General features: G+C 63.7%; 12 protein-coding genes. 1 reads left to right on the top strand and 11 read right to left on the bottom strand.

Going from position 1 to position 12,166, the window contains the following annotated elements; translation table 11 throughout:
• Positions 1 to 12 precede the first annotated feature (12 nt).
• Positions 13 to 1,647, top strand: a complete 1,635-nt coding sequence (locus tag IFT71_RS00375) for an amidohydrolase (RefSeq protein WP_244654674.1) — start codon at positions 13 to 15, stop codon at positions 1,645 to 1,647.
• Positions 1,648 to 2,118: 471 nt separating this feature from the next.
• On the opposite strand, the gene pcaDC is transcribed toward IFT71_RS00375, so the two are convergent.
• The 11 genes from pcaDC to IFT71_RS00320 are packed head-to-tail and all read right to left on the bottom strand — an operon-like array spanning position 2,119 to position 12,163.
• Positions 2,119 to 3,297 carry a bifunctional 3-oxoadipate enol-lactonase/4-carboxymuconolactone decarboxylase PcaDC gene (gene pcaDC / locus IFT71_RS00370; protein WP_192138753.1) on the bottom strand — a complete coding sequence of 393 codons (1,179 nt, stop codon included), beginning with the start codon at positions 3,295 to 3,297 and terminating at the stop codon, positions 2,119 to 2,121.
• Positions 3,298 to 3,301: 4 nt separating this feature from the next.
• Positions 3,302 to 4,402 carry a lyase family protein gene (locus tag IFT71_RS00365; protein ID WP_244654673.1) on the bottom strand — a complete coding sequence of 367 codons (1,101 nt, stop codon included), beginning with the start codon at positions 4,400 to 4,402 and terminating at the stop codon, positions 3,302 to 3,304.
• Positions 4,403 to 4,450: 48 nt separating this feature from the next.
• Positions 4,451 to 5,176, bottom strand: coding sequence for a protocatechuate 3,4-dioxygenase subunit alpha (pcaG, locus tag IFT71_RS00360; RefSeq protein ID WP_192138751.1), 726 nt, complete (start codon positions 5,174 to 5,176; stop codon positions 4,451 to 4,453).
• Positions 5,166 to 5,873 (bottom strand): protocatechuate 3,4-dioxygenase subunit beta, encoded by a 708-nt coding sequence (gene pcaH, locus IFT71_RS00355; RefSeq protein ID WP_192138750.1) that lies wholly within the window; start codon positions 5,871 to 5,873, stop codon positions 5,166 to 5,168. Before pcaH ends, pcaG begins: the two co-directional genes overlap by 11 nt.
• On the bottom strand, positions 5,870 to 6,550 hold the full coding sequence (locus IFT71_RS00350; protein WP_197975974.1) for a 3-oxoacid CoA-transferase subunit B: 681 nt from the start codon (positions 6,548 to 6,550) through the stop codon (positions 5,870 to 5,872). The genes pcaH and IFT71_RS00350 overlap by 4 nt, the downstream gene beginning before the upstream one ends.
• Positions 6,547 to 7,257 carry a CoA transferase subunit A gene (locus IFT71_RS00345; RefSeq protein ID WP_192138748.1) on the bottom strand — a complete coding sequence of 237 codons (711 nt, stop codon included), beginning with the start codon at positions 7,255 to 7,257 and terminating at the stop codon, positions 6,547 to 6,549. The genes IFT71_RS00350 and IFT71_RS00345 overlap by 4 nt, the downstream gene beginning before the upstream one ends.
• Positions 7,254 to 8,435, bottom strand: coding sequence for a 4-hydroxybenzoate 3-monooxygenase (gene pobA / locus IFT71_RS00340; RefSeq protein ID WP_192138747.1), 1,182 nt, complete (start codon positions 8,433 to 8,435; stop codon positions 7,254 to 7,256). The genes IFT71_RS00345 and pobA overlap by 4 nt, the downstream gene beginning before the upstream one ends.
• Positions 8,436 to 8,462: 27 nt before the next feature.
• A complete protein-coding gene (locus IFT71_RS00335; protein ID WP_031441466.1) occupies positions 8,463 to 8,855 on the bottom strand; it encodes a C-glycoside deglycosidase beta subunit domain-containing protein in 393 nt (130 codons plus the stop codon).
• Positions 8,856 to 8,866: 11 nt separating this feature from the next.
• Positions 8,867 to 9,889 carry a sugar phosphate isomerase/epimerase family protein gene (locus IFT71_RS00330; protein WP_192138746.1) on the bottom strand — a complete coding sequence of 341 codons (1,023 nt, stop codon included), beginning with the start codon at positions 9,887 to 9,889 and terminating at the stop codon, positions 8,867 to 8,869.
• A gap of 26 nt (positions 9,890 to 9,915) precedes the next feature.
• Positions 9,916 to 11,160, bottom strand: coding sequence for an MFS transporter (locus IFT71_RS00325; protein ID WP_342212557.1), 1,245 nt, complete (start codon positions 11,158 to 11,160; stop codon positions 9,916 to 9,918).
• Positions 11,161 to 11,200: 40 nt separating this feature from the next.
• Positions 11,201 to 12,163 (bottom strand): fumarylacetoacetate hydrolase family protein, encoded by a 963-nt coding sequence (locus IFT71_RS00320; RefSeq protein WP_192138745.1) that lies wholly within the window; start codon positions 12,161 to 12,163, stop codon positions 11,201 to 11,203.
• Between the last annotated feature and the right edge of the window lie 3 nt (positions 12,164 to 12,166).

The raw sequence follows: 12,166 nt of genomic DNA, 5'->3' as shown, positions 1-12,166 counted from the left end.
GGAGATAAAGACATGGCCGATACCCGCCCGATGATTACCGCGCTGATCGCCGCCGCCCTGTGCAGCACCGCCGCTGCCGCCGAACCCGCCCCGATCCAGGCCTCCACCGCCGCCGCAGGCATCGATCGCGACGCCTTGAAGAAACAGGCGGTCACCGATGTCGCGGCGCACGCCAAGCTGATCCAGCAGATGGTCGATTCCCTCTTCAGTTTCGCCGAACCGGGCTTTCAGGAATTCCAGACGATGGACTATCTGACCGGCATCCTGAAGAAGGAGGGCTTCACCATCACCCGCGGCGTCGCCGGCATCCCCACCGCCTGGACCGCGACCTGGGGCACCGGCGGACCGCTGGTCGCGCTCGGCAGCGACGTCGACGGATTGCTCGGCCTGTCGCAATATCCCGGCTCGCCGACGCTCAAGCCGATGATCGCGGGCGCACCGGGCCATGGCGAAGGGCATAATTCGGGCATGCCGATGATGATCGCCGCCGCGATCGCGGCAAAGGACGTGATGGTGAAGAACAGGATTCCCGGCCGGCTGATGCTGTGGCCCGGGGTCGCCGAGGAACTGCTCGCGACCAAGGCCTGGTATGTCCGCGAAGGCCTGTTCAAGGGCGTGGACATGTCGATCTTCGCGCATGTCAGCAGCGATTTCAGCACCGGCTGGGGCAATAGCGGTAACAACGCGCTGGTGTCCGCCGAATACACCTTCCACGGCAAGACCGCGCACGCGGCGGGGATGCCGTGGGAGGGGCGCAGCGCGCTCGACGGGGTCGAGGTGATGGACGTCGCCTGGAACATGCGACGCGAGCATTTGCCCGTCACGCAGCGTTCGCATTACGTCATCACCAATGGCGGCGGGCAGCCCAACATCGTCCCCGACCTCGCCAGCGTCTGGTATTATTTCCGCGACCTGGATTTCGGCAGCGTCCGCGATCTCTACACGACCGGCAACGAGATCGCCGATGCGGCCGCCAAGGCGACCGGCACCACCGTCGAACACAAGCTGCTCGGCTATGCCGCGCCCAATTACGGCAACAAGCCGCTGGCGGAGGCCGCCTATGCCAATATCAGCGCGGTCGGCATGCCGAGCTGGAGCGCCGACGACCAGGCCTTCGCCAGGACGGTGCAGCAGACCAACAAGCGAACCGTCAAGCCGCTGCCCACCACGGTGGCCGAACTGTCGACGCCGGCCAACCGCGAACGCTCGCTCGGCGGCGGATCGGACGATATCGGCGACATCATGTGGACCGTGCCGACGATCACGGTGCGCTATCCCTCCAACATCCCCAGCATGATCGGCCACAACGTGCTTTCGGCGATCGCGATGGCCACGCCGATCGCGCACAAGGGCGCGGTGGCGGGCGCGAAGGCGGTGTCGATGACCGTGCTCGACATCATGACGACGCCGCAGCTCGTGACCGACGCCAAGGCGTTCCAGCAGACCGTGCAGTTCAAGGACCAGAAATACGACCCCGTCGTCACCGCCAACGACCCGCCTGCCATCCACCTGAACACGGAGATCATGGAGCGGATGCGGCCGGCGATGAAGAAGTTCTACTACGACCCGGCCAAATACCCGACCTATCTCGATCAGCTCGGCATCAAGTATCCGGCGCTCGCGGCTCCGGTGCCGACGTCCGACTGACGACCGTCACCAGGCTCGGGGCGATGGTGACGGCGCAAGCTGCTCTGTCACCATCGTCTTTCCAATGAGCAGACACTGCCGGGCGATGTTGGCCGCCGCGTATTCTACCAGATCCTCGCCGCGACAAATGCATGCCTTGCCACGTCGATCGCACGCGTGGCCAAGTTGCCGACTACACAGCCCGAAAGGACCGAGAGCTGTCGACGGGAATCCTGCCGGACGCACGGGTCCAGACGCCCGCCAAGGGGAGATTTCGTCGTCTTACCTAGGGGGCCGTTCTCGGCGGCGGGCACCTTCTCGGGAGATCTTCCAGATGACCCATAACCGGTCATTCAAAACGCCCTTCCCGATTCCCAATTTTGGCCATTCGTTCATCGCCGCGCCAGAGCTCTGCGCCCCTATTTCATCGTGGCCGCGCCGTCGTCAAGGCGGGTTGACGAACCGCCAGCCGAGCGTCGTGTCCTTCAAATTTCAACTGTCAGAATCGAGCTCGGCAATGATCTTGCCCGCTTCGGCGAAGGCGGTATTTGCCGCGGGCACGCCCGCATAGATGGCCGATTGCATCAGCACTTCCTTGAGTTCCTCACGGGTGAAGCCGTCACGCATCAATCCGGTGCGAACGTGAAGCGCGAACTCCTCCCAACGACCGAGTGCTATGGTGATCGCGAGCACGATGAACCTACGGCTGCGGTCATCGAGACCCGGTCGGCCCCAAATTTCATTCCAGGCGATCCGGGTGATCATCGCCTGGAAATCGGCGGTGAAGTCAGTCCGCCCGGCCAGCGACGCGTCGACCCACGCATCGCCGAGTACCCGGCGCCGGTTGAGCAGCCCCGCCTCGAACAATGTGTTTGCGGCATCGTGGGTATCGGCCGATTTCAGGAAATCGCGAAGCGTTACTGCAAGCACCGCGGGTGTCTCAATTGGTGCGAGATGTGCGGCATCGAGATGCACCACCCGTGCGCCGGGAACCGCTGCCACGATGCGTTCGCCATGCCCCGCAAACGGCGTCGAGATATCGCGATCGCCCGCGACGACGAGCGTCGGCATATCGATCGCCGGCAACCGCTCGATCAGCGCCATATCACGGATCGCTGCACCGCAACCCGCATAGCCGGCATCGGCCATCGCGATCAGCCCCTGCCGCACGCTTTCGGCCGCGCCACCGTGCGTCGCCACGAAGCGCGGCGACAGGAACCGGCCCATGGCCATATCGGCGATAGCTGCCGTACCCTCTGCGCGTACGAGCTCGATCCGGTCACGCCATGCGCCAGCGTCCATCGTCGCCGACGTGCAGACGAGCGCGAGCGCGGTAATTCGCGTCGGGTACGCCAGTGCCAGTTCCATTGCGATCATTCCGCCGAGCGACACGCCGGCAACGGCTGCGGTCTGTACCCCCGCAGCGTCCATCACTGCGACGACATCGTCGGCCAGCATCGCGAGGCTATAGTCACCATCAGGTGCGTCTGATGCGCCGTGCCCGCGCGTGTCGATCCGCAGGAGCCGGAAGGCGGGCAGCAGATGCGGGACGCTGGTCTCCCACAACGCCATGTCCGTGCCGATCGAATTAAGCAGGACGAGCACGGGCAGGTCGGAGGCTCCGTCGAGCTTCCAGTAAAGGCGCACGTCGTCACGGATTGCGAATGGCATGAAGTTATCCTTCGTCTCTGGCGACAAGCGCGCGGACAATGGCCCCGCTTTCTCCGATATCGGTACCGATATCGGCATCACACAGGTTGCGCGCGATCGCGTCTTCGTCGATCTCCAAACCTTCGGCGACGCTAGCCATTGCATCGGCCGCGCCGGCCGCGAGCAGGAACAGGTCCGCGAGTACCGGTCCCTCCGCCTGCCAGCCGCCAAGCCCGCGCTCTTCCTCCTGCGGCAGTCCGACAAGCAGGGTCGCGGCCAAACCCGGCACACGGAGCGCTGCCGACAGCGCGATCTGGCAACCGGTCGGGTTGCGCTTGTGCGCCATGGCCGATGATCCACCGCGACCTGCAACGGCCGGTTCACGCGCCTCCCCAACAGTGTTTTGCGACAAGAGCGCTATGTCGCGCGCCATCTTGCCAATTGCGCCAGTCGCTATGGCCAGGCTCGTGCCGATGGCGGCAATGCCGATGCGGCGCGCATGCCATGGTTCGCTGACAGCCAGGCCGAGATCACCTGCCATGATCGATGCAATGGCCAGACCCGCGCCATCGAGCCCCGCCCGCGCACCCGCGGCGCCTCCAAGCTGAATTCGCGCATGGTCCTCGACGTCGCGCCGCAGCCGCTGAGCAGCATCGGCGACGCTGGCCGCCCAGTGCGCGATCCGCAGACCGAACGCGACGGGTAACGCATCCTGCAACAACGTGCGGCCGACTGCGGGTGTCTCAGCGTGACGCAGGGCCAAACGACCAAGCGCATCGACGATGCGGTCGAGGTCCAGGAGTACCAGGTCGGTCGCTCTCCGCGTCTGCATCATCAATACGGTATCGGCGACATCCTGGCTGGTCGCACCCTTATGGACCGCTTTCCTGGCATCACCATCCAATGCGGCACGTAAGCGCGTGACGAGGGGTATCGCCAACGTGCCAGCCAGCGCCGCTTCCTCGGCCAATTTCGCAGAATTGATCGGCACCGTCATGCAGGCGTCGACAATTGCCACCGCCAGCTCGTCCGAGATCACTCCTTCCGCCGCCTGCGCTTTCGCCAAAGCGCCTTCGAATGCGAGTGCGTGAGCGATGGTGGCGTCGTCGTCGAAGACGGCCAGCATCGCAGGGGTCGTTGCAGGCCGCATGCGGAGGCGATCAGTCATCCGCCATCATACCGCAAAGAAGACCGTTTCGGCATCGCCTTGCAACCGAATGTCGAACCACCAACGCCCGCCGTCTCGCCGGTTAGCCACCAGCGTATTGCGACGGTCTGCCGGAACCGCGGTGAGCACTGGATCCTTTTCATTGCCTTCGCCATCAGCGAAATACAGCCGCGTCGCGAGCCGTTTGATGATACCCCGCCCGAAGACAGACACAGCGAGATGGGGCGCCTGCAGCGTGTTGCCGGGTCCCGGCACGCGCCCCGGTCGAATGGTGCGAAACCGGTAGACCCCGTCCTGATCAACAGACGCGCGGCCGAAGCCAATGAAGTGGGGGTCGATCGGAACCGTCTCTCGACGATCATCGATGCTCATATAACGCCCCGCGGCATTGGCTTGCCAAATCTCGATCATCGCATCGAGGATCGGCACGCCCTTCGCGTCGAACACCTGCCCCGCGATCTCGATCACCTCCCCCTCGGGCGTGCCGGTCGGTGACGACAGGTTGAGCAAATAGTGCTCTTCGCCGAACAGGTCCGTACGGGCGCCCATGTCCGATTTGCCGACGAGATCGGCGCCGCCTTTCCATGGCAGGCCGTAATGGAAGAAGGGCCCGACGGTCTGCCACGGGGTCTGCCCGAAAATCGCCGGATCCTGGTTATCCATGCGCGGTGTGGCCTCTCGGTCCTCGATGGCGATCTCCAAGGCGATCCCCGGGGAGATCTCAATGGTCATGGTCGTCATCCTCGAACGGCGTCTCGTCACGCCCCTTCAGCACGATGTCGAACAGATAGCCAAGCGCCCAGGCGGGCTTCGTGCTCTTGATATCGAAGCGGCCAACCATCCGCTGCCGGGCGGGCATCGGTATGGCGTTGGCGATCGGATCGATCTCGACCAGCGGATCGTCCGGGAAATACATCTGCGTCACCAGCCGCGTCGCAAACGCAGGGCCCAGCAGCGACAGGTGAATGTGCGCCGGCCGCCACGCATTCTTGTGATTGCCCCAAGGATAGGCACCGGGCCGTATCGTGACATAGCTGTATCGCCCGTCGGCATCGGTGACGACCCGCCCGGCCCCGGTGAAGTTCGGGTCGAGCGATGCGTCCCAAGTGTCTGCGGAATGAATATAGCGGCCCGCCGCATTGGCCTGCCAGATCTCGATGACGGTGTTGGCAACCGGGCGTGCGCGATCGTCGAGCACGCGCCCGGAGACGATGATCCGCTGACCTTGCGGTACGCCCGGATGTTGCGCTGTAAGATCGATTCCCGAGGGCCCTACCATCAGGCGGTCCCACGCGCTGGGACCGGTCGTCTCTGTCAGCGTCGGTGGGATCGCGATCAGAGGCTGGCGCGGGCTGCGATCGACGCTCGAGCGATAGTCGGGATGCAGCGAGGGCGACAGCCCCGCCTCATCCGGCGAATAGGCGATCACGCCGCGCTCTCCTGCGCGAAGGCGGGCGCGTCGAATGCCGTACCCGTCTTCGTCCGCACCTCCTCCAGCGTCACGCCCGGCGCCAGTTCCACCAGCGTCAGGCCGCCCGCCTGCTTGTCGCAGGCGAGCACGCACAGGTCGGTAATGATCAGGTCGACCACCCCCTTGCCGGTGAGCGGCAGCGTACACGCCTCCAGGATCTTGGGTTCGCCCGCCTTGTTGGCGTGATCCATCACCACCACGACCTTACGGACACCGGCGACCAGGTCCATCGCGCCCCCCATCCCCTTCACCATCTTCCCGGGGATCGTCCAGTTTGCGATGTCGCCGTTGGCGGCGACCTCCATCGCACCAAGCACCGCCATGTCGATATGACCGCCGCGGATCATCGCAAAGCTGTCCGCGCTGGAGAAGAAGCTCGACGTCGGCAGCGCGGTGATCGTTTGCTTGCCCGCGTTGATCAGGTCGGGATCGGCCTCACCCTCGAAGGGGAATGGTCCCATGCCCAGCATGCCGTTTTCCGACTGCAGCGTGACGTTCACGCCGTCCGGAATATAGTTCGCGACCAGCGTCGGAATGCCGATGCCAAGATTGACGTAGAAGCCGTCCTGCAATTCCTGCGCCGCGCGCGCGGCCATCTGCTCCCTGGTCCAGCCTTTGGTTTGGTCGGCCATCATGTCGTCTCCCGGTGGCGCTCGGTAAGCTTCTCGATGCGCTTCTCGTTGATCGTGGACAGCACGATGCGGTCGACATAGATGCCGGGAACGTGGATGCAGTCGGGATCGAACGCGCCTGGCTCGACGATCTCCTCGACCTCTACCACCGTCACCTTGCCCGCGGTCGCCATGTTCGGGTTGAAGTTGCGCGCGGTCTTGCGGAACATCAGATTGCCGGCCGGGTCGGCACGCCACGCCTTGATGATCGACAGGTCTGCCTTTAGCCACGTCTCCCGCACATAGTCCTCGCCGTCGAAGGTCTCGACCGGCTTACCTTTCGCGACGACCGTGCCGACACCGGTCTTGGTGTAGAACGCCGGAATGCCCGCACCGCCCGCGCGGATACGCTCGGCAAGCGTCCCCTGCGGCGTCAGTTCGAGTTCCAGCTCACCGCTGAGATATTGCTGCTCGAACAGCTTGTTCTCACCGACATAGGACGAGATCATCTTTGCAATCTGGCGACTTTCCAGCAGCATCCACAGGCCGAACCCGTCCGCCCCCGCATTGTTGGAAATGACGGTCAGTCCCGTAACGCCTGCTGCGCGAATTTCGGGGATCAGGCTTTCGGGGTTGCCAGACAGCCCGAAGCCGCCCGACATGACGGTCATGCCGTCGAACAGCACGCCTTCGAGCGCGATCGCAGGGCTGTCGTAGATCTTGCTCTTCATGCTGCCCCCAGGGGAAGTCCGACATAATTCTCCGCGAGCGACCGCTGCGCCGCCTCGGAGCCGCGAATGTAATCGAGTTCGGCGATCTGGATCCGGCGATCGAATCCGTCCATCGCCGGAAACCGGTGCGTGACGGACGTAAACCACCACGAGAACCGCTCGGCCTTCCAGACCCGGGCTAGCGCGCGCGCCGAGTAGCCGTCGATGCCGGCGTCCGATCGATCCATGTATTTCTCGACCAGTGCCTCGGCGAGCATCGTCACGTCCGATACCGCCAGGTTCATGCCCTTCGCCCCGGTTGGCGGGACGATATGCGCTGCATCGCCTGCAAGGAACAATTTCCCCCACCGCATCGGCTCGCTGACGAACGATCGCAGAGGCGCGATAGCCTTCTCGAACGACGGCCCCCGCGTCACCTTCGCACCGACTTCAGGGCCGAGGCGCAAGCATAGTTCATCCCAGAACCGGTCGTCAGACCAGTTGGCGATGTCATCGTTGAGCGCGCACTGCACATAATAGCGGCTGCGCGTGGTCGAACGCATCGATGCGAGTGCGAAACCGCGTTCATGGTTCGCATAGATAAGTTCGTGATCGACCGGCGGCACGTCGGCGAGAATGCCAAGCCATCCAAAGGGATAGGCCCGCTCGAACGTCTTGATCACGTCCACCGGGATCGCGCCGCGACTTACGCCATGATAGCCGTCGCAGCCGACGATGTAATCGCAGTCGAGCCTCTGCTCTCGGCCATGCAGCGACCAGGTTACCGCGGGACGCGCGCCCTCCAGATCATGCAGTGCGACATCGCTCGCGTTCCAGACGATCGACAGGCCGCGTGATTCCGCCGCGTCAAACAGGTCGCGCATCACCTCTTGCTGGCCATAGACGGTGACTGTCGAACCACCGGTCAGCGCTGCCATGTCGATATGGAACATCCGGCCATCAAGCGACAAATTCGTGCCACCGTGAACGAGGCCTTCCCGGCCCAGCCTGTCGGCCAGTCCGAGCTGACGCATCAGATCCGTCGTGACCTGTTCGAGCACGCCTGCGCGGACACGCCCTTCGACATACGCGCGGTCCCGCCGTTCGACGACGACGGCGTCGATGCCATGCAAGCGGAGAAGATGCGCGAGAAACATGCCGGCGGGGCCGGCGCCGATGATGGCAATCTGGGTACGCATGCCTGTCGATCCTGTCGTCGGGCCCCGTCAGGCGGCCAGCGAGATGGTCTTCACGCACCGCGTCGTCGGTACGAACGGCAGGTACGAGATCCGCATCCGTTCCGCGAGTTCCAGCCGATGCTCGCCTGCCGACAGTCCACCGTCCTTCAGCACTGTCACCGTGGCGACCTCGCCGAAATTCCAGCGGTCGCCATGCTCGTTCTCCATCTCGTCGAGCGTCCAGGTGCGGCCGCGGAGCGTCAACCGCACCGCTTCCCGCGGTATCGCTTCGCCGTCCAGCGTCACTGCGACGTCTTCGACCATCGAGAGGCCCAGGCCCCGGTAATAGGGCAGTCTTGCGCCGAACGAGAAGCCGATAGCCGCGCCGTTTTCCGCGACGTTTGCGACGGTGTCTTCGCAGATCATGTGTTGATCGAACATCGTATCTACCTTCAGGCTGCGCGTGCGGAGGAATTGGTCGTGGCGACGGGCTCGTCGATCAACCGGGCAAGCATCGCCTGCTGGCGGCGGACCTGCTCGACGGACTCGACCGGATGAGCGTCTTCGATCCAGCGATTGCCTTCGTATTCGGAGCAGATGTAGCCGGAGTATCCGCCTTGCTTGAGAACCTGGACGATCTCGTCATAGGGGATCGACGGTTCCACAAGGTCCTCGGTCATCTCGTAGAACTTGCCGTGGACGTTGTGGATGCGTCCCATGAAATCGAGCATGCGCTTGGGTTCGTAGGCTGCATTGTGACGCAGCGTCTCGGCCATCGCCATCGCGGCCCCCTCGCCACCCATCTCGCGCACGTTCATCACGATGTATTCGCTGAGCGTACGGTCCTCATATGCCTTCTCGATGTAATCGGCGATGTGACGCGGCGCGCCGTTACGGATGAAGCGCTCCTTCCAGACGGGCGGGAAGCGATGCAGGAACATGCCCATGTCGGGCAGGAAACCCAGCGCGCTGCTGCCCGATTTCTCGTACGCCTCGGCATGCCGGACGATCCAGGGATGATCGAAGTGCAGAGGCGCGTGCACCTCGAGGAGGATCTTGATGCCCTTCTCCTCGGCATGAGGCGCACTGGCAACAAGCACCTCAGGCGACACCGAGACCAGCGACCTGACGAAGCGCATACCGAGCGCCGCGGCGAAATCGATATCACGCTTCATGCTGGCGACCTGCTCGTCAAGCGCCATGACGCGGCCCTTGTAGCGCTTGTAGTCGAGCATCGCATCATGCGCGACGGGCACTGTCCCGTACTTCGTCATCAGGGCATGCCAGTCGGTGATCTTGTTCTCCGGAACGGGCTGTTCGGGCCACCCCCAGAATGTCTGTTCGCCGATGACCTCGATTCCGGTCGCGCCCATTTCCGCGCAGGTCCGGATACAGTCCTCTAAGGTCATCTTGCCGAGGAACGTCTCGTTCTGGAAGCTGTAGAGGCTGACGCCTCGCTTTATAGTTCCGGTCATGCTGGATCTCGTTTCAGTCTAAAGGGTCAGGCCGTGGCGGCGGTAAGGGCTGATGGCGTGCGACGGCTGGCGACGAAGGCGATCAGCGCAACGACGATGCCGAGAACCCCCATCGCGAGGAAAGCCGATTGCATCGTGCCGAAGGCGTCGTTGAGCTTGTGAACGAACCAGGGACTGGAGAACTGGCCGAAGAAGAAGCAGGCGGTCCAGATACCCATCCCGCGGCCGCGATGTTCGAAGGTGAGCTTCGAGCTGGCCCAGGCGATCAGAACCGGGACCGCCATGCCGACGCCGGTCTGCTGGATCACCAACCCGGCAATCATCCAGCGATAGTCGACCGCCAAGCCGATACCCGCCAGTCCTACGCCGACCAGCAGGAACAGCGTACCGATCTGCACCGCATTGGAGCGGCCGCTCATCAGTCTGAAGATGACCGAGCCGAGCACGACGAAGAGGCTGGGGATCGCGGTCAACTGACCAAGCCGGGCGCCGTCCTGTACACCCACTTCGCGGAATGCGAGGCCGCCGTTGATGATGAAGACGTAGTAGAGTGCCGAGGCCAGCAGGGTCACGCCGCCGATCAGTGCAATCACAGCCCACGGGAACGGCGTAGAGATATCGGGCGCAGCGACGATCTCCTTGACGGTCGCGCCATCCTTCTTTGGCTCGAACAGAAAGGCGAGCATCGCGAGGAAAATCGGAAAGGCGACCAGGTAGACGAGGAAGATCCCGTTCCACCGCACGCCGCTGGCTGCACCCGACAACAGGATGACGCCCGATGCCATCAGCGGCCCGGCGAGGCCTTGCAGGAACAGCCAGTCGCGGCGCCCGCGGTCATCCCAGTAATCGCCGAGCAGCGTGTTGACGATCGTCAGAATCGCCGCCTCCGCAACCCCGAGCAGCAGTCGCGAAGCGAACACGGCGTTCAGGCTGTCGAGAAAGAAAGGCGCGGTGCCGAAGATGCCGTAGAAGAACGTCGCCCAGATCAGCAGAGGCCGCCGCCCGAACTTGTCGATGAAGAAGCCTGCAAACGGCGCGATCAATGCGATGGTCAGGCCAGGCGCCGACACCATCAGCGGCACCTTCCACCGTGCGTCGGGGTCGGCCGAGAAATGGTCGATGATCGACGGAACCGCCGGAAACATCGATACGATGGCGAAGATCGGCAGGAAAGCCGCCGTGACGATGGTGATGCCCTGAGGCACCATCGTTAACCGTCGTATCGAATCCAGTATCGAACGCATTCCGCCTCTCCCGCCATGTTTCGCCACGGCTTTAATAGAACTAGCATTCTAGTTATTGATCGGGCTGTCAAGCCTGTACGACCCGCTGGTCGATCGCACCGAACAGCGGCGTTCCGTCTCTGGCGCGTGCCTCCATGCGGACCCGGTCACCGAACGTCATGAAGCCGGTGGTCGCGGTGCCGGTATCGACGATCTCGATACCGCGTCGCTCCGCGATGCAGGACGAACCGACGTCCCGGAAATTCGCGTTGGAGACGGTGCCCGATCCTATGATTGTCCCCGCCGGCAACCGTCGGGTAGCAGCGGCATGTGCAATCAGCTGAGCGAAACTCCACGCCATCGCCCCGCCTTGCGCGCGTCCGAACGAGCGGCCGTTCCAATCGACTTCGAGTGTCAGATCCACGCCGCCTTCGGCCCATGCCGTTCCGAGCACGTCGGGCGTCAGCGCGACCGGCGCCATGCTGCACGCCGGCTTGGCTTGTATCCAGCCGAACCCGGTCTTCATTTCGGGGCCTGCCAGCGCGCGCAACGACCAGTCGTTGATCTGGACGACGAGCCGGATCGCTCTTGCACACTCCTCGACCGGTGTACCGACCGCGACATTGCCGAGAACGACCCCGAACTCGCCCTCGAAATCGATGCCGTGCGAAAGGTCGGGAAATGCGACATCCTCGTGACCAGACAGGAAATGGTCGGACAGTCCCTGATACATCAGAGGCCGCCCGGTCTGCTCCGGAACGATACCTAGGACCTGATCCATCAGTTCGCCGTGCGACGGGAAGGCGGACCCGTCCAGCCATTGCCAGGCGCGTGGCAGTGGTGCCATCGCGGCAGACGGATCGAAAGCTTCCCCCTGCCCTGCTTCCACTCGCTGCTGAGCCGCACGGCACACGGGGATTAGATGATCCCAATCGTCGAGCAGCACCTGAAGCGTAGCGACACCTTCCACTAGCAGCGCTCTGGCGTGGTCGATCGAGACGACGGCCAGCCTGCCGTCGCGGCTGCCGTCATTCAGAGTCGCAAACCGCATCTT

The sequence above is a fragment of the Sphingomonas sp. CFBP 13733 genome (genome assembly GCF_014841795.1).
GTDB lineage: Bacteria > Pseudomonadota > Alphaproteobacteria > Sphingomonadales > Sphingomonadaceae > Sphingomonas > Sphingomonas aerolata.
This window is presented reverse-complemented; position numbering and strand designations above follow the sequence as displayed.